Consider the following 17,186-nt stretch of genomic DNA (forward strand, 5'->3'; position numbering starts at 1 on the left):
CCGTGACCATCACCAGACTGCTCGTCGCCAACCGCGGCGAGATCGCCCGCCGGGTCTTCCGCACCTGTCGCGACCTCGGCATCGAGACCGTGGCCGTGCACTCGGACGCCGACGCGGGGATGCCGTTCGTGCGTGACGCGGACGCCGCCGTACGGCTGCCGGGGAACACGCCCGCCGAGACCTACCTGCGCGGGGACCTCGTCATCGCCGCCGCGCTCAAGGCCGGCGCCGACGCGATCCACCCCGGCTACGGCTTCCTGTCCGAGAACGCCGCCTTCGCCCGTCAGGTCGCCGAGGCCGGACTGACCTGGGTCGGCCCGGACCCGTCGTCGATCGAGCGGATGGGCTCGAAGATCGAGTCCAAGAAGCTCATGGAGGCGGCCGGCGTCCCGGTGCTCGGCAACTTCACCGCCGATAGCGCGACGGCCGACGACCTGCCGCTCCTGGTCAAGGCCAGCGCGGGCGGCGGTGGCCGTGGCATGCGGATCGTCCGCGCGCTCGACGCCCTCGCCGGCGAGATCGAGACGGCCCAGTCGGAGGCGGAGTCGGCGTTCGGCGACGGCACCGTCTTCGTCGAGCCGTACGTCGAGAACGGGCGCCACATCGAGGTCCAGGTGCTCGGCACCGCCGACGGCACGATCGTCTTCGGTGAGCGCGACTGCTCGGTGCAGCGCCGCCACCAGAAGGTCATCGAGGAGGCGCCCGCCCCCGGCCTGCCGTCCGCGACCCGTACCGCTCTGCACGCGGCGGCCCAGGCGGCCGCCGAGGCGATCGACTACCGCGGCGCCGGGACGGTCGAGTTCCTCTACGACCCGGCCAAGGACCGCTTCTACTTCCTGGAGATGAACACCCGCCTCCAGGTGGAGCACCCCGTCACCGAGGCGATCTACGGCGTCGACCTGGTCGCGCTCCAGATCGCGGTCGCCGAGGGGCACTCGCCCGCTGTCACCGTGGGGGAGCCCCACGGGCACGCCGTCGAGGTCCGGCTGTACGCCGAGGACCCGGCGCACGACTACCAGCCCCAGAGCGGCCGGATCCTGCGGTTCGAGATCCCCGGCGTGGTCAGCACCTTCGCGGGGCCGGCCGCCCACGGCCTGCGGCTCGACTCGGGCGTCGGCTCGGGCGACGAGATCGGCACCTTCTACGACGCGATGATCGCCAAGGTGATCGTGCACGCGCCGACCCGCGAGCAGGCCCTGCGCCAGCTCGCCGGCGTCCTGGCCAAGGCGGAGCTGCACGGCCTGGTCACCAACCGCGACCTGCTCGTCAACCTGCTCCGCGACCCGGTCTTCACCAGCGGCGCGATGCACACGACGTGGCTCGACACCGCCGACCTGGCCGCGCTCGCGGCATCCCCGGGCGGTGAGGGGACCGCGCAGCTCTCGGCGTTCGCCGCGACGGTCGCGCTGGCCGAGGCCGCCCGCCTCGCCCGGCCCGTCCAGAGCCGGATCCCGTCCGGGTGGCGCAATGTCCTCGCCGGTCCGCAGGTCACCACGTTCCTGCACGGCGAGGACGAGCTCCCCGTCCACTGGTACGGCGGCCGCTCGTTCCGCTCCGCCGACCTCGAGTGCGTGGCGGTCACGGCGGCGGGGCCGGACGTCGTCGAGATCGAGGTCGACGGGGTCGCCCGCACCTTCCGGGTGTTCACCAACGGCGACCGGGTCGACGTCGAGTCCTCGCTCGGCCACGTCGCGCTGCGCCGCAAGCCCCGCTTCGTCGACCCGTCCACCCAGGTCGCGGCCGGATCGATGCTCGCGCCGATGCCGGGCAGCGTGATCGCCGTACGGGCGGCGGTCGGGGACGTCGTCGCCGAGGGCCAGCCCATCCTCGTGATGGAGGCCATGAAGATGCAGCACACCATCGCGGCGCCCTACGCGGGCACCGTCACCGAGCTGTCGGCGTCCGCCGGACAGCAGGTCGAGGCGGGCGCCGTGCTCGCCGTCGTCGAAGCCACCGAGACCGACTCCGAAGGACAGGACGCATGACCCAGACGATGTTCACCGAGCCCGAGGAGCGCGTGGCGCTGCGCGAGTCGGTCAAGAAGCTCGCCAGCAAGTACGGCCGCGAGTACGTCGAGAAGCAGGCCCGCGAGGGCGGCAAGATGACCGAGATGTGGCTCGAGATGGGCCGCAACGGCTTCCTCGGCGTCAACATCCCCGAGGAGTACGGCGGCGGTGGCGGCGGCATGGCCGACCTGGCCGCCGTCCTGGAGGAGTCGGCCGCGGCCGGCGCCCCCCTGCTGATGATGGTCGTCTCGCCCGCCATCTGCGGCTCGATCATCACCCGCTGCGGCACCGAGGAGCAGAAGCAGCGCTGGCTCCCCGCGATCGCCGACGGCACGCACCTGATGGCCTTCGGCATCACCGAGGCCGACGCCGGCTCCAACTCCCACCAGATCACCACGACCGCCACGCGCGACGGCGACCAGTGGGTGCTCAACGGGCAGAAGACGTTCATCTCCGGCGTCGACGAGGCGCAGTCGGTGCTCATCGTGTCCCGCACCGAGGACGCCAAGACGGGCAAGCTCAAGCCCGCGCTGTTCGTCGTACCGACGGACGCGGAGGGGTTCACCAAGCAGCCCATCCCCATGTCCTGGCAGGCCCCGGAGAAGCAGTTCACGCTGTTCCTCGACAACGTCCGAGTCCCCGCCGACGCCCTCGTCGGCGACGGGGACGGCGGCCTCTGGCAGCTCTTCGCCGGCCTCAACCCCGAGCGCATCATGGGCGGCGCCTTCTCGTGCGGCATCGCGCGCTACGCGCTGGAGAAGGCCGTCACCTACGCCAAGGAGCGCTCGGTCTGGAAGGACCAGCCCATCGGCGCCCACCAGGGCATCGCGCACCCCCTGGCCAAGGTCAAGATCGAGCTCGAGCAGGCCCGCCTGCTCTGGCAGAAGGCCGCCGCGCTCTACGACGCCGGCGACGACTTCACGGCCGGCGAGTACGCCAACATGGCCAAGTACGCCGGCGGCGAGGTCGCCTGCAACGCCACCGACGTCGCCGTCCACACCCACGGCGGCAACGGCCTGACCCAGGAGTACGGCCTCGGCAACATGCTCGTCGCCGCCCGCCTGGGCCGGATCGCGCCGGTGAGCCGGGAGATGATCCTCAACTTCGTCGCCATGCACTCCCTGGGCCTCCCCAAGTCCTACTGAGCCGGCGTTCCGGCGCGCGAAGGGGCGCGTTCCGGCGGGCGAAGTGACACGTTCCGGCGGTCGAGGGATCGCCGCCGTGCACCTTCGGGCGCCGGAACTTGCTCCTTCGCCCGCCGGACCGTGCCCCTTCGCGGGCTTGGGGCTCAACCCCGGAGGTCGTCGCGGCGGATCTTCCCCGTGGCGGTCTTCGGGAGCTCGGCGACCACGTGCACCTCGCGCGGCGCCTTGTACGCCGCCAGCCGGCTGCGCGTGTGCGCGATCAGCTCGCGAGGGGTGGCGCTGCGCCCGGCGGCGAGGACCACGTGGGCGACGACGGCCTCGCCGCGGTAGTCGTCGGGGCGGCCGACGACGGCGGCCTCGTGGACGGCGGGGTGCTCGTAGAGGACGTCCTCGACCTCGCGGGGCCAGACCTTGTAGCCGGAGACGTTGATCTGGTCCTTGAGCCGGTCGACGAGGTAGATCCAGCCGTGGATGTCGACCACGACGACGTCGCCGGTGTGCAGCCGGCCCGCGGGGAGGGTGCGGGCGGTGGCGTCGGGGTTCTGCCAGTAGCCGGGGACGACCTGGGGGCCGGTGACGACGAGCTCGCCGGGTTCGCCGGGGGCGGCGGGGTCGTCCTCGTCGGTGACCACCTCGATGCCGACGCCGGGCAGGGCGCGGCCGATGGCGACGGCGCCGGAGAGCGGGTCGACCGGGGCGGTGACGCCGAGCGGTACGGCGACGACGGCCGAGGTCGTCTCGGTCATGCCGTAGACGTTGTGGATGGCGATCCCGAAGCGGTCCCGGAACCGGTCGAGCGAGGCCTGGGGGACGGGCGCGCCTCCGGTGTAGACGGCGCGCAGCGACGCGAAGTGGCTGCGGCGGGCCCACTCCACCTGCTCGATGGCGTGGAAGGCGGTGATCGAGGCGATGGTGAACGTCGCGCCCTCGGCCTCGATGGTGGTCACCGCGTCGGCCGGGTCGAACCGGCCGGACAGGGCGAGGGTGGCGCCGCCGACCAGGGCGAGGGCACCCGAGGCGACCGCGCCGGTGATGTGGAAGAGCGGGGCGGCGGCGTACACGACGTCGTCCTCGGTGAGGTCGATCCAGGCGCCGAAGGCCTCGACGGTGGCGAGCACGTTGGCGTGCGTGTTCATCGCGCCCTTGGGCGGCCCGGTCGTGCCCGAGGTGTAGGTCAGCATCGCGATGTCGCCGGGTCCCACCTCCGCCTCCGGTACGACGACGCCCGCCCCGGCGTGCGCCACGACGACATCGGCGAGCGTCGGGTCGTCGTCCGCGACGCCGAGCCACCAGCCGACGGCGGTGCCCTCGGCGGCGGGACGCAGCACCTCGACGTCCGCCGCGGAGGTGATCACGCCGACCGCGCCGGAGTCGTCGAGCAGGTGGTGCAGCTCGCGGTCGCGGTACATCGGGTTGGCCAGGACGCCGACCGCGCCGAGTCGCCACAGCGCGAGCAGCGCGAGGGGGAAGGCCGGGACGTTCTGCAGGTGCAGCGCGACCCGGTCGCCGGCGCCGACCCCGCGCGCGGCGAGGTCAGCGGCGAGCGCGGTGGCGTCGGCGTCCAGCTCGGCGGCGCTCCAGCGCCGGCCGCGGTGGCTGAGCGCCACGCGGTCCGGTTCCGCGAGCACCCGCGCACGCCAGGCGGCGGTCAGCGAGGTGGTCGGCGAGGTGGTCACCGCACCGTCCCGGGCAGGGTCACGTGGCGCGGCGAGAGCTCGGCGACCGAGCGCGCGCCGAGCAGGCGCATGGTGCGGGCGAGCTGGGTCTCCAGGATCTCGATGCTGCGCTCGACGCCGGGCAGCCCGCCGGCCATCAGGCCGTAGAGGTAGGCCCGTCCGATGAGCACGAAGTCGGCGCCGAGGGCGAGCGCGGCGGCGATGTCCTGGCCGTGCATGACGCCGGTGTCGAGGATGATCTCGGCGTCGGTGCCCAGCGCGGCGCGGGTCGCGGGCAGCAGGGTCAGGGGGACGGGCGCCCGGTCGAGCTGGCGGCCGCCGTGGTTGGACAGCACGACGGCGTCGGCGCCGGCATCGACGGCGCGCCGGGCGTCCTCGGCGGTCTGGATGCCCTTGACCACGAGCTTGCCGGGCCAGCGCTCCCGCAGCCAGGCGAGGTCGTCGAAGGACACCGACGGGTCGAACATCGCGTCCAGCAGCTCGGCGATGGTGCCCGACCAGCTGTTGAGCGAGGCGAACGTCAGCGGCGGCGTGGTGAGCAGGTCGACCCACCAGCGCGGCCGCGGGATCGCGTCGAGCACCGTGCGCGGGGTCAGGGTGGGCGGGATCGTCATGCCGTTGCGGACGTCGCGCAGCCGCGCCCCCGCCACCGGTACGTCGACCGTGACGACGAGCGTGTCGTAGCCGGCCGCCGCGGCCCGGTCGACCAGCCCGAGCGAGCGCTCCCGGTCGGTCCACATGTAGAGCTGGAACCAGCGGCGCGCACCGGGCGCCGCGGCGGCGACGTCCTCGAGCGAGGTCGTCGCCATCGTCGAGAGCGTGTAGGGGATCCCGGCGCGCTGGGCGGCGACCGCACCGGCGATCTCGCCCTCGGTGTGCATGAGCCGGGTGAAGCCGGTGGGCGCGATGCCGAAGGGCAGCCGGCTGCTCGCCCCGAGGATGTCGACCGCGGTGTCGACGGTGCTGACGTCGCGCAGGATCTCGGGGTGGAAGGTCAGCTCGCGGAACGTCGCGCGGGCGCGCTCGAGCGAGATCTCGGCGTCGGCCGCGCCGTCGGCGTAGTCGAACGCCGCGCGCGGCGTACGCCGCCGGGCCATCGCGCGCAGCTCCTCGATGGTGTGCGCCTGGGCGAGCCGGTGGCGGCGCCCGAAGGCCGGACGGCGGAACCGGATGAGCGGCGCGAGGTCGCCCCAGCGGGGGAACCGGCGCGGCGTACGCGGCATCTCCACGAGTTCATATCCTTGAACTTTGGTTCGCATACTTGACATGTGATGGACGATACACGAGGGTGATGTCATCCGCCGAGCACGTCCGTTGCCGGACGACGGTGGACATCGCGAGGGATCCGAGGCCCTGTGCCACCGCCTGCCGGCGGGCACTGCGGCCTGCCCTCACGTGTCCTGCGCGTGCCCGTCGGGAGCAAGCCCGAGAGGAAGTGAGAGTGTCGTGAAGCAGGTCCCCGTCGAGGAGCCGACCGCCCTCGTCCCGCTGGCCGTCCCGGCCGAGAGCGTGGCCGCCGGGCTCCCCGCACGCGACGACCACCGCCTGCGCGCCGGGTTCCGCCGGCACGCACTCGGGCTGCCCGTGCGCGCCACCACGCTGACCTGGGAGCCCGGCGCCGAGCACGCGCCCGGCACCGGCTTCGTGGTCGAGGCGACGCTCGCCGGTGAGCAGGTCTGGAGGACCGTGACCGACCGTCCGGTCGCGGTCCTCCCGGCCGAGGTCGCTGCGACCGCCCGCCGCCTGGAGTGGCAGGTGCGCAGCGCCGACGGTGCGTGGACCAGCGAGACCGCGACCGTCGAGTTCGGGCTCGCCGACGCCGCGGCCTGGCCGGCGCCCTGGATCGCCGCCCCGGCGAACCCGTTCGCGCGCGAGACCGACGACCCCGCGCCGTACCTGCGCCGGGAGGTCGATCTCGCCGAGGTCCCGGAGGCCGCGCGCCTCTACGTCACCGCGCTCGGCATCTACCGGATCTGGGTCAACGGCACCGAGATCACCGCCGACGACCTGCTCCGCCCCGGCTGGACCGAGTACGGCGTCCGCGTGCACCACCAGACCTTCGCCGTCGAGTCGCTCCTGCGCCCGGGCCGCAACGTCATCGCGGCCGCCCTCGCCAAGGGCTGGTACGCCGGCCGGGTCGGCCTGCTGCGCTACCCCGGCCTCTACGGCGAGCGCCCCGCGCTGCGCCTCCAGCTCGAGGCGACCACCGCCACCGGTGAGCGCACCCCGCTGCTCGGCACGTCCGGGGAGTGGCGGGCCGGCACCGGTGCCGTCCGGGCCACCGACATGCTGCGCGGCGAGATCCTCGACCTGCGCCGCGAGCCGCACGGCTGGACCGAGCCCGGCTACGACGACAGCGCCTGGGCGTCCGCCGAGGAGGTCACGCCCGACCCGCTCCCCGAGATCACCCCCCAGCCGCACGACACGGTCAGCGTCCTCGAGGTCCGCACCGGCGAGCTGGTGCGCGAGCACGGCCGCGGCCCGGTCGTCTTCGACTTCGGCCAGAACCTGGTCGGCTGGACGCGGATCACCTCCGCCCTGCTGCCGCGCACCGAGGTCGTCGTCCGGCACGGCGAGATGCTCACGCCCGAGGACCTCGTCTACCGCGACAACCTGCGCGGTGCCTTCCAGGAGGACCGCATCGCCGGCGACGGCGAGGGCCGCCAGGTGCTGGAGACCCGGTTCACCGTGCACGGCTTCCGCTACGCCGAGATCTGGGGCCTGCCGAGCGACAACCCCTACGGCAACTACGAGCTGCCCGCCGACGTCGAGGTCGAGGCGCTCGCGCTGACCGCGCTGCCCGAGGAGGTCGGCCGGTTCGCGAGCAGCAACGCGCTGCTCAACTCCTTCGCGTCGGCCGTCGAGTGGACGGTGCGCGACAACTTCATCGAGGTGCCGACCGACTGCCCGCAGCGCGACGAGCGCCTCGGCTGGCTCGGCGACGCGGGCGTGATCTCCCCGACCGCGCGCTACTTCCTCGACGTGGCGGCCTTCCTGGGCAAGTTCGTCCAGGACATCGCCGACACCCAGGGCCCCGACGGCGAGGTCTGGTCGTACGTCCCGCCGGTGCCGCCGGGCAACCAGCGGCCGGGCGCCCCGGGCTGGGCCGACGGCTTCGTGCGGATGTCCCACGTCCTCGCCGACACGTACGGCGACCTGACCACCGTCGACCGGATCTTCCCCGCGCTGGAGCGCTTCTGCGCCCACGTCGACCGCGAGAACCCCGACGGGCTGCGGGTCAACGCGGTCGGCGCGGACTTCGCCGACTGGCTCTCGCTGCCGGAGAAGGACGGCGAGCCGACGCACCCCGGCTTCGCCTGGACCGGCGCGCGCTCGACCGCGCCGCGCCCCGTCGTCGGCACCGCGCACACCTACCGCTCGCTGCGCCAGCTCGCCGACATCGCGCGCTGGACCGGCCGCGACGCCGAGGCCCGCCGCCTCGACGAGCGGGCCGAGGAGGTGCGGGCGGCGTACCGCACGGCGTTCGTGGGCGACGGCCTCGAGATCGCCGGCGCCACCCAGACCGTCTACGCCCAGGCGATCGGCTTCGGCCTGTTCGAGGGCGACGACGCGACCGTGGCCGCCGAGCGGCTCGCCGCGATGGTCCGCAGCCGCGGCTACGTCACCACCGGTATCCACGGCGTCCAGCACGTCATGCCCGCCCTCATGCGGCACGGCCACGCCGACCTGGCGTACGACGTCCTGCTGCGCGAGGAGATGCCCGGCTGGCTCTACATGGCCGCCCGCGGCGCGACCACCGTGTGGGAGAAGTGGGACGGGCTGCGCCCCGACGCCACCCTCTCGACCGCCCAGATGAACTCGTTCAACCACTGCGCGCTCGGCGCGGTCGGTGCCTCGCTCTTCGAGGAGATCGCCGGCATCGGTGTCGGCGGCGCCCTCGCCGCGGGCCGGATCGACGTCCGCCCGGTCTACTCCGAGCGCCTCGGCTGGGCCGGCGCCGTGCACGACAGCGCGCTCGGCCGGGTCGGCAGCCGCTGGGTGCACCAGGGCGAGAGCGTCGCCCAGGAGATCGTCGTCCCCGCCGGCGCGACGGTCGCGTTCGCCGCGCCCGACGGCTGGCAGCTCGACGGTGCCGCGACCAGCGCCGACCTCGCGCCCGGCACGCACCGGCTCTCCCTCGTCCGGGGGCGTCCGTGAACCGCGCGCGCCTGTTCCGCGTCGGCCTCAAGGTCCTGCGGCTCCTCGCGGTGCTGCTGGTCGTCTCGACGCTCTGCTTCTTCAGCCTCGCGCTGCTGCCGGGTGACCCCGCCCGGCTGATGCTCGGCGACTCGGCGACGCCCGAGGCGGTCGCCACGCTGCGCTCGCAGCTCGGCCTCGACCTGCCCACGCTGGAGCGCTTCGGGCACTGGATCGGCGGCGTGCTCCAGGGCGACCTGGGTGAGTCCTACCGGACCGGCCAGTCCGTCACCGAGATCCTCGGCGAGCGGGCCCCGGTCACCGTCGAGCTCATCGTCCTCAGCCAGATCATCGCGCTGGGCCTGGCGGTTCCCGCCGCCATCGTCGCCGCGCACCGCCGCCGTACGGGCACCGACCGGGCGCTGAGCCTGTGGGTGTTCACCGCGCTCTCGACGCCGGACTTCGTCGTCGGCGTGGTGCTCATCTGGATCCTCTCGGTGCACCTGGGCTGGTTCCCGGCCAACGGCTACGCGCCGTGGTCGGACGGCGTCGGGCCGCACCTGTCGTCGCTGATCATGCCCGCGATCGCCCTCGCCGGTACGTCGTTCGCGCTCTACCAGCGCGTGCTGCGCGCCGACCTCGTCGAGACGCTGCGCCAGGACTACATCGAGGTCGCCCGCGCCAAGGGCCTCTCGCTGACCCGGATCACCTTCCGGCACGCGCTGCGCCCCAGCCTGCTCGGCCTCAGCACCCAGATCGGCGTCACGGTGGGCATGCTCATCGGCTCGACCGTCGTCGTGGAGTCGCTGTTCGGCCTGCCCGGCATCGGCGACGAGCTCGCCGGCGCCGTGACCGCCCGTGACTACGTCGAGGTGCAGGGCCTGGTGCTCGTCATCGCGACCTGCTTCGTGCTCGTCAACGCGCTGGTCGACGTCCTCTACCCCGTGATCGATCCGCGACTGGCCTCGTCGCGCCGAGGAGGTGCCCGATGACCGCCACCGCACCCGTGCCCGCTCCCGTCCCGACGCCCGAGCCGGCACCGGCGAAGCGCCGTCGTCGCCGCGGCGGCCGCTGGACGATCGCCGAGCGGCTCTCCGCCGGCTGGCTGGTCCTGCTCGTCGGCGGGATGCTCGTCCTGCCGGCCCTGCGCGGCATCGACCCCCTCGACATCGGGGCCGAGAGCCGGTTCGCCAAGTTCAGCCCCGAGCACTGGCTCGGCGCGGACAACCTCGGCCGCGACCTGCTGGCCCGGGCGCTCGACGGCGCCCAGGTCTCGGTGCTCATCGGCGTCGGCTCGGTGCTCATCGCCGCGCTGATCGGCGTACCGCTGGGCATGCTGTCGGCCTACTACGGCGGCGCGATCGCCGCGGTGATCTCGTTCGTGGTCGACGTCATCCTGGCCTTCCCCGGCCTGGTGCTGGCCCTCGGCCTGGCGTCCTTCCTCGGCGCGAGCGTCACCAACGTGATGATCGCGATCACCGTGCCGATGTTCCCGGTGTTCGTCCGGCTCGCCCGCGCCCAGACGCTCGCCCTGCTGGAGACGGAGTACCTCGAGGCGAGCGACGTGATCGGCACGCCGGTCCTGTCGATCATGCGCCGCGACGTGCTGCCCAACATCTCCGAGGCGATCCTCGCGTTCGGCTTCGTCAGCATCGGCCGCGCGATCCTCATCGAGGGCAGCCTGAGCTTCCTGGGCATCGGCGTGCCCCGCACCCAGCCCACCTGGGGCGGGATGATCAACGAGGGCCGGATCTACATGACCACCGACCCGCTGCTGATCCTCGTCCCGGGCGCCTTCCTGCTGCTGACGATCCTCAGCCTCAACCTCATCTCCGACCGCTTCCTGGTCGACGGAGACCCCGCGACGGGAGCCCGCGCATGAGCGCCGCCGAGCCGCTGCTCCAGGTCCGCGACCTGGTCGTCGAGTTCCGCACCGCCAACGGCCCGCTGCGCGCCGTCGACGGCGTCAGCCTGGACGTCGCCCGCGGCGAGCGGGTCGGCATCGTCGGTGAGTCCGGCTCGGGCAAGTCCGTCCTGTCCCGTACGGCGATGGGCCTGCTCGGCCGCAAGGACGCCCGTATCTCCGGCGAGATCACCTTCCGCGGCCGCGACCTGCTCGCCATGAGCGACAAGGAGCGCCGCGAGCTGTGGGGCCGCGAGATCGCCATGGTCTTCCAGGACCCGCTGAGCTCGCTGCACCCGATCACCCCCGTGGGCCAGCAGATCGTCGAGACCCTGCGTCGCGACCCGGCGATGGACAAGGCCAAGGCGCGCGCCCGGGCGATCGAGCTGCTCGACATGGTCGGCATCCCGCAGGCCGAGCGGCGCTTCAAGTCCCGTGCGCACGAGCTCTCCGGCGGCATGCGGCAGCGCGTGATGATCGCGATCGCCGTCGCCAACAGCCCGTCGCTGCTCTTCGCCGACGAGCCGACCACCGCCCTCGACGTGACGGTGCAGGCGCGCATCCTCGAGCTGTTCGACGACCTGTGCCGCGAGCTCTCGATCGGCCTCGTGATGGTCAGCCACGACCTCGGTGTCGTCGCCCGGCACACCGACGCCGTCTCGGTCATGTACGCCGGCCGGATCTCCGAGCAGGGCAAGGTCGACGACGTCCTCCGCTCGCCGCGGATGCGCTACACCAGCGCGCTGCTCGCCGCGATCCCGCGGATCGACCACGGTCACCGCGCCCTGCCCAAGCCGATCGGCGGCCTGCCGCCGGACCTGGTGAACCCGCCGGCCGGCTGCCGGTTCGCGCCGCGCTGCGTGCATGCGGTCGCCGCGTGCGCGGACCAGGTGCCCGCGCTGGAGGCGTCCGGCGCCGTACCGGACCACGCGTTCGCCTGCTGGAACCCCACGACGGAGGTCGCGCGATGACCACGACCACCTCTCCCGTGCTGGAGGTCCGCGGTGGCGGCGTCACCTTCCGCGACGCCGACCGCAACGAGTTCCGCGCCATCGACGGCGTCGACCTGCAGCTGCGCCGCGGCGAGATCCTCGGCCTGGTGGGCGAGTCCGGCTGCGGCAAGTCCACCACCGCCCGGGTCCTGATGGGCCTGCAGCGGCTGACGTCCGGCCAGGTGCTGCTCGACGGAGCGCCGGTCACGCCGGGCCGCCGTCGTTCGCTCGCGCCCCGGGTGCAGGCGATCTTCCAGAACCCCGCCGGCTCGTTCAACCCGCGCCGCTCGCTGCTCGACTCCGTCGCCGAGCCGCTGCGCGTGTGGAAGCAGGGCAACGCCACCGAGCGCCGCGAGCGCGCGCTCGAGGAGCTCGCCCGGGTGGGCATCTCGCCGCAGATGGCGCAGCGGCGTCCCTCCGAGGTCTCCGGCGGTCAGTGCCAGCGCGCCGCGATCGCCCGCGCCACGGTGCTGCGGCCCGAGGTGCTCATCTGCGACGAGCCGGTCTCGGCGCTGGACGTGTCGATCCAGGCCCAGATCCTCGAGCTGCTCGCCGAGCTGCGCGAGGAGCAGGGACTGGCCATGCTCTTCATCTCCCACGACCTCTCGGTGGTCGCGACGCTCTGCGACCGCACCGCCGTGATGTACGCCGGCACGGTGGTCGAGCAGGGCGACACCTCCGCGGTCACCGACCACGCGCGGCACCCGTACACCGCGATCCTCCACGACTCGGTCCCGACGCTCGCCCCGTCCGCCACCACGGCGACGGGCCTGCGGATGCGGCCCGCGACCGGCACGGTCGACGGCCGTGCCGAACCCGGCTGCCGGTTCGCCGGCCTGTGCCCCCTGGTGCAGGACGACTGCCGTGCCGCCCGTCCCGAACTGCAGCCAGGTGCCCACACCGCCGCCTGCCTGCACCCGCTGGGTGCCTGACACCCCCGATCAGCACCTGCATCCCAACGCACGCCGACGTGCGTCGATCACAAGGAGAAGAGATGACCACATTCGGATCTGGCGGGCTCGGACGCCTCCGGACCGCGATGGCTGCCTCGGTAGCGGGCGTCCTGCTGTTCGCCGGCTGCTCGGGCGGCGGCTCGAGCTCCGACTCCGGTGACCCGCAGTCCGGCGGCACCCTCAAGGTCGGCATGAGCTCGGAGGTGACCACGCTCGACCCCGCCAAGGGCTCGGCCAACGCGATGGCCCTCACCGGCTACGCCATCTACGACACCCTGATGAAGGTGGAGAAGCTCGGCGACGAGCCGAAGCCCAACATCGCGCAGTCGATGGAGCCCAACGCCGACTTCACCGAGTGGACGATGAAGCTCCCCACCGGCCTGAAGTTCAGTGACGGCTCGCCGTTCGACGCGGCCGCCGTGAAGTTCAACATCGACCGTCACCTCGACCCGGCCACCGCGTCGACCGCGGCCTCGCTGCTCTCGTCGGTCGAGTCCGTCGAGGCCCCCGACGAGACCACCGTCGTCTTCCACCTCAAGAAGGCCTACGCGGGTCTGCCCTACGCCCTGTCGTACGACGGCAGCGGCACCGCCGGCTACATCGCCTCGCCGAAGGCGCTCAAGGAGTTCGGCGACGACTACACCAGCCACGCCGCCGGCGTCGGCCCGTACAAGCTCGAGTCGTGGGGCCCGGGCAAGGACACCGTGCTCGTGCGCAACCCGGAGTACTGGGGCAAGGACGAGCCCTACCTCGACAAGGTGCAGATCCGCCTGATCGAGGACGAGCAGGCCCGCTTCCAGGCCCTCCAGGCCGGTGACATCGACTACGCCCCGACCATCAACCCGACGATCATGCTGCAGGCCAAGAACGACGCCTCGGTCAACTTCGTCCAGGGTGTCGGCAGCGACCAGGACTCGATCGTCTTCAACACCACCAAGGCGCCGTTCGACGACATCCGCGTCCGCAAGGCCGTCTCGATGGCGCTCGACCGCGACGAGATCGTCGACCTGACCAAGGAGGGCATGGCCGAGCCGGCCGTCAACCTGTTCCCCAAGGCCGACCCGTTCAACGACGACCACGAGGTCCCCGGCTTCGACCTGGACGAGGCCAAGAAGCTCGTCGCCGAGTACAAGGCCGACACCGGCAAGGACGTCTCGTTCACGTACATGTGCCGTCCCACGGTCAACACCACCGACGTGATCGAGCGCCAGCTGGCCAAGGCCGGCATGGACGTCAAGGTCGACGTGCAGGAGAGCACCACCGCCGTCTCCAACTTCATCGCGGGCAAGTACGACGCCGCCTGCTGGACGATGGCCGGCTTCCTGACCCCCGACCTGCTGCCGTACCGGTTCTTCTACTCGACCGGTGACCTCAACAGCACCGGCTTCGCGAACAAGGAGTTCGACCAGCTGGTCGACGACGCGCGGCTGACCGCCGACACCGCGAAGCGCAAGGAGCTGTGGGGCCAGGCCGACGGCATCCTCACCGAGGAGCTGCCGTGGGCGTGGACGACGAGCCAGCCGATCGGCTTCGTCTCGTCGAAGAAGGTCCACAGCGCCGACCTCGACGACCCGAGCCGGCTGCGCTACTCGGTGCCCACCATCAACAACGTGTGGCTGTCGAAGTAAGCACCTGACGGAATCGACCCGGAGGAAGGAAAAACACATGGAGAACGCAGCATCGCGGCCGAAGGTCGCCCTCGTGACCGGCGCCGCTTCCGGCATCGGCCGCGCCACCGCCGAGCTGTTCGCGGCGCGGGGCTACACCGTGGCTGCGCTCGACATCGCCGAGACTCCTTCCTCCGGGTCGGCACGGATCCACCCGTTCCTGGTCGATGTTGCCGACCGGGACCGGGTGGGCGCGGCTGTCGACGAGGTGGCCGGCACCCACGGAGGCATCGACGTCGTCGTCAACTGCGCCGCGAGCTTCCTGGCCCGTGGGCTCGACGTCACGCCGGCCGAGTGGGACGCCGTCCTGCGGGTCAACGTCGGCGGCATCAGCAATGTCGTCCAAGCCGCGCACCCCCACCTGGCCCGCGCCGAGGGCGCGGCGGTCGTCAACACCGCCAGCATCTCCGCGCACATCGCGCAGCCGCAGCGCTGGACCTACAACACCACCAAGAGCGCCATCGTCGGCCTCACCCGCTGCATGGCGATGGACCTCGCCGCCGACGGGATCCGGGTCAACTCGGTCTCGCCCGGCTGGATCTGGACCCCCGAGGTCGCCGCCGCGGCCGCCGACGGCGGGCGTGAGCGCTGGGAGCCGGTCTGGGGCCGCTTCCACCTGCTCCGCCGGCTCGGCGAGGCCGCCGAGGTCGCCGCCGCCATCGGCTTCCTGTGCTCGCCCGACGCCAGCTTCATCGCCGGCGTCGACCTCCCGGTCGACGGCGGCTACCTCGCCATGGGCCCGGAGGGGCTCGGCGACACCTCCAGCTTCGCCGGCTCGGCCTGAGCCCCGGCGTCTATCGACACGACAAGAGAGTTCCCATGCGAAGAATCGTCATCACCGACACCAATCTGGGCGACGGGTCCCACGAGCGCGCCGAGCTCGGCGACGGGTACGACGTGACGCTCGCCGGCGTGCTCACCGAGGACGAGGTGATCGCGGCCGCCCAGGACGCCGAGGGGCTCCTCGTGCAGTGGGCGCCGATGACCGAGCGGGTCTTCGCCGCACTGCCGGGCGTCCGCGCGGTCGTGCGCTACGGCATCGGCCTCGACAACATCGACCTCGACGCCGCGGCCCGCCACGGTGTCGCCGTCAGCAATGTCGACGACTACTGCATCGCCGAGGTGGCCGACCACGCCGCCGCGTCGATCTACGCCCACAGCCGCCGCCTCACCGCCGCCGCCCGCCGCGTCGCCGACGCCGGCTGGAGCACCGCCGGCATCGCCGCGCCGCTGCCGCCCGCCCAGGACCCCGTCGGCATCGCCGGCTTCGGCCGGATCGGCCGCGCCGTCGCCGACCGCGTCTCCGCGCTGGGCTTCCCCGTCCACGTGTGGGACCCGTTCGCGACCGACATCCCGGCGTCCGTCACCCGGCACGAGACCCTCGGTGAGCTCGCCGCCGCGGTGAACCACCTGACCCTGCACATGCCGTCCACCGCCGAGACCGCCGGCGCCGTCGACGCGTCCGTGCTCGCCGGGCTCGGCGAGGGCGGGCACCTCGTCAACACCGCCCGCGGTGCCCTCGTCGACGAGGACGCCCTCCTCGCGGCGCTCGACGCCGGCACGCTCGGCTTCGCCTCGCTCGACGTCCTCTCCAGCGAGCCGCCGACCGGCATCGCCGAGCGGATCGCCGCGCACCCGCGGGTACTGGTCAACCCGCACATCGCCTACCTGTCGACCGAGTCCCTGCCCCAGCTGCGCATCCGCGCCGCGGTCAAGCTCGCCGCCCTGCTCGAGGACGCCGCGCGATGAAGGCCCTCGTGTTCACCGGTCCGGGCGTCGTCGAGCTCCAGGACGTCGCCGAGCCCGTCGCGGGCGAGGGCGAGGTGGAGATCCAGGTCGTCGCGTCCGGCATCTGCGGCAGCGAGCTGCACGGCATCACCCACACCGAGTTCCGCAAGCCGCCGCTGGTCATGGGCCACGAGTTCTCCGGCACGACGGCCGACGGCCGCCGGGTCACCGTCAACCCGCTGCTCAGCTGCGGCACCTGCGCGGCCTGCGCCCGCGGCGACGAGCAGCTCTGCGAGACCCGCGCGATCATCGGCATCGACGCCCCCGGCGCCTTCGCCGAGCGGGTCGTCGTCCCCGAGCGCGCGGTCCGCGAGCTGCCCGAGGGGCTGTCCTTCGCCGAGGCGGCGCTGGTGGAGCCGCTCGCCAACGCCGTGCACGCCGTACGCCTCGCGGGGCTCGTCCCCGACAGCCGGGTCGCCGTGCTCGGCGCCGGCACGATCGGCCTGACCTGCCTCCTCGTCGCGCTCCAGCACACCGCCGACGTCACCGTCACCGACCTCGCCCCGGGCCGCCTCGAGCTCGCCGCGAGCCTCGGCGCCGCCCGGACGAGCACCGCGCTGGAGGGCCGCTACGACGCGATCATCGACGCTGTCGGGGCCGAGGCGACGCACCAGGCGTCGGTCGACTTCCTGCGCCCGGGGGGCACCGCGGTGTGGATCGGGCTGCTCAGCGCGTCGGCCGGATTCGACGGCCAGGAGATCGTCCGCGCCGAGAAGCGGGTGGTCGGTTCCTACTGCTACACGCCGCGCGACTTCGACGAAGCACTCGACCTGGCGACCCGAGTTCGGCTGGACTGGGCCACCACGTTCCCCCTCAGCGAGGGGGCCGATGTGTTCACGAGCCTCATGTCGGGCGTCACCGAGACGACCAAAGCACTGTTGATGCCGTGATCGACGAGGGCAGGGGAGAAGGAGGAGCG

General features: G+C 72.9%; 13 protein-coding genes. 11 read left to right on the forward strand and 2 right to left on the reverse strand.

Annotated features, from left to right (window positions below):
* Window positions 1–2 precede the first annotated feature (2 nt).
* Both CCO04_RS01085 and CCO04_RS01090 read left to right on the forward strand, forming a co-directional pair.
* On the forward strand, window positions 3–1,985 hold the full coding sequence (locus tag CCO04_RS01085) for a biotin carboxylase N-terminal domain-containing protein (protein WP_215812249.1): 1,983 nt from the start codon (window positions 3–5) through the stop codon (window positions 1,983–1,985).
* Window positions 1,982–3,151 carry an acyl-CoA dehydrogenase family protein gene (locus tag CCO04_RS01090; protein ID WP_215812250.1) on the forward strand — a complete coding sequence of 390 codons (1,170 nt, stop codon included), beginning with the start codon at window positions 1,982–1,984 and terminating at the stop codon, window positions 3,149–3,151. The genes CCO04_RS01085 and CCO04_RS01090 overlap by 4 nt, the downstream gene beginning before the upstream one ends.
* 143 nt (window positions 3,152–3,294) lie before the next feature.
* On the opposite strand, the gene CCO04_RS01095 is transcribed toward CCO04_RS01090, so the two are convergent.
* A complete protein-coding gene (locus CCO04_RS01095; protein WP_215812251.1) occupies window positions 3,295–4,827 on the reverse strand; it encodes a class I adenylate-forming enzyme family protein in 1,533 nt (510 codons plus the stop codon).
* Window positions 4,824–6,050: an alpha-hydroxy acid oxidase gene (locus CCO04_RS01100; protein ID WP_215812876.1), complete on the reverse strand. Its 1,227-nt coding sequence runs from the start codon at window positions 6,048–6,050 to the stop codon at window positions 4,824–4,826. The genes CCO04_RS01095 and CCO04_RS01100 overlap by 4 nt, the downstream gene beginning before the upstream one ends.
* 223 nt (window positions 6,051–6,273) lie before the next feature.
* On the opposite strand from CCO04_RS01100, the gene CCO04_RS01105 reads away from it, so the two are divergent.
* The 9 genes from CCO04_RS01105 to CCO04_RS01145 all read left to right on the forward strand — a co-directional run bounded on the left by CCO04_RS01105 (window position 6,274) and on the right by CCO04_RS01145 (window position 17,157).
* Window positions 6,274–8,985 carry an alpha-L-rhamnosidase gene (locus tag CCO04_RS01105; RefSeq protein ID WP_215812252.1) on the forward strand — a complete coding sequence of 904 codons (2,712 nt, stop codon included), beginning with the start codon at window positions 6,274–6,276 and terminating at the stop codon, window positions 8,983–8,985.
* The gene (locus CCO04_RS01110) at window positions 8,982–9,956 is read left to right on the forward strand and encodes an ABC transporter permease (protein ID WP_215812253.1); all 975 of its coding nucleotides are present in this window, start codon (window positions 8,982–8,984) and stop codon (window positions 9,954–9,956) included. Before CCO04_RS01105 ends, CCO04_RS01110 begins: the two co-directional genes overlap by 4 nt.
* Entirely contained in the window at window positions 9,953–10,846 is an 894-nt protein-coding gene (locus CCO04_RS01115) for an ABC transporter permease (RefSeq protein WP_215812254.1), read from the forward strand. The genes CCO04_RS01110 and CCO04_RS01115 overlap by 4 nt, the downstream gene beginning before the upstream one ends.
* Window positions 10,843–11,838 (forward strand): ABC transporter ATP-binding protein, encoded by a 996-nt coding sequence (locus tag CCO04_RS01120; RefSeq protein ID WP_215812255.1) that lies wholly within the window; start codon window positions 10,843–10,845, stop codon window positions 11,836–11,838. The genes CCO04_RS01115 and CCO04_RS01120 overlap by 4 nt, the downstream gene beginning before the upstream one ends.
* Window positions 11,835–12,791, forward strand: coding sequence for an ABC transporter ATP-binding protein (locus tag CCO04_RS01125; RefSeq protein WP_215812256.1), 957 nt, complete (start codon window positions 11,835–11,837; stop codon window positions 12,789–12,791). Before CCO04_RS01120 ends, CCO04_RS01125 begins: the two co-directional genes overlap by 4 nt.
* A 62-nt stretch (window positions 12,792–12,853) precedes the next feature.
* Complete coding sequence (locus CCO04_RS01130; RefSeq protein WP_215812257.1) at window positions 12,854–14,440, forward strand: ABC transporter substrate-binding protein; 1,587 nt, start codon at window positions 12,854–12,856, stop codon at window positions 14,438–14,440.
* Window positions 14,441–14,477: 37 nt separating this feature from the next.
* Window positions 14,478–15,263, forward strand: a complete 786-nt coding sequence (locus tag CCO04_RS01135) for an SDR family NAD(P)-dependent oxidoreductase (protein ID WP_215812258.1) — start codon at window positions 14,478–14,480, stop codon at window positions 15,261–15,263.
* 35 nt (window positions 15,264–15,298) lie between these two features.
* Window positions 15,299–16,228, forward strand: coding sequence for an NAD(P)-dependent oxidoreductase (locus tag CCO04_RS01140; protein ID WP_215812259.1), 930 nt, complete (start codon window positions 15,299–15,301; stop codon window positions 16,226–16,228).
* On the forward strand, window positions 16,225–17,157 hold the full coding sequence (locus CCO04_RS01145; RefSeq protein ID WP_215812260.1) for a zinc-binding dehydrogenase: 933 nt from the start codon (window positions 16,225–16,227) through the stop codon (window positions 17,155–17,157). Before CCO04_RS01140 ends, CCO04_RS01145 begins: the two co-directional genes overlap by 4 nt.
* Window positions 17,158–17,186 lie beyond the last annotated feature (29 nt).

The organism is Pimelobacter sp. 30-1 (assembly GCF_018831735.1).
GTDB lineage: Bacteria > Actinomycetota > Actinomycetes > Propionibacteriales > Nocardioidaceae > Nocardioides.

What these genes read in the sequence shown, in the direction of transcription:
- CCO04_RS01090 (WP_215812250.1), top strand. Translation starts at nt 1,982, where the DNA reads ATGACCCAGACGATGTTCACCGAGCCCGAGGAGCGCGTGGCGCTGCGC.
- CCO04_RS01100 (WP_215812876.1), bottom strand. Translation starts at nt 6,050, where the DNA reads ATGCCGCGTACGCCGCGCCGGTTCCCCCGCTGGGGCGACCTCGCGCCG.
- CCO04_RS01115 (WP_215812254.1), top strand. Translation starts at nt 9,953, where the DNA reads ATGACCGCCACCGCACCCGTGCCCGCTCCCGTCCCGACGCCCGAGCCG.
- CCO04_RS01120 (WP_215812255.1), top strand. Translation starts at nt 10,843, where the DNA reads ATGAGCGCCGCCGAGCCGCTGCTCCAGGTCCGCGACCTGGTCGTCGAG.
- CCO04_RS01125 (WP_215812256.1), top strand. Translation starts at nt 11,835, where the DNA reads ATGACCACGACCACCTCTCCCGTGCTGGAGGTCCGCGGTGGCGGCGTC.
- CCO04_RS01130 (WP_215812257.1), top strand. Translation starts at nt 12,854, where the DNA reads ATGACCACATTCGGATCTGGCGGGCTCGGACGCCTCCGGACCGCGATG.
- CCO04_RS01135 (WP_215812258.1), top strand. Translation starts at nt 14,478, where the DNA reads ATGGAGAACGCAGCATCGCGGCCGAAGGTCGCCCTCGTGACCGGCGCC.
- CCO04_RS01140 (WP_215812259.1), top strand. Translation starts at nt 15,299, where the DNA reads ATGCGAAGAATCGTCATCACCGACACCAATCTGGGCGACGGGTCCCAC.
- CCO04_RS01145 (WP_215812260.1), top strand. Translation starts at nt 16,225, where the DNA reads ATGAAGGCCCTCGTGTTCACCGGTCCGGGCGTCGTCGAGCTCCAGGAC.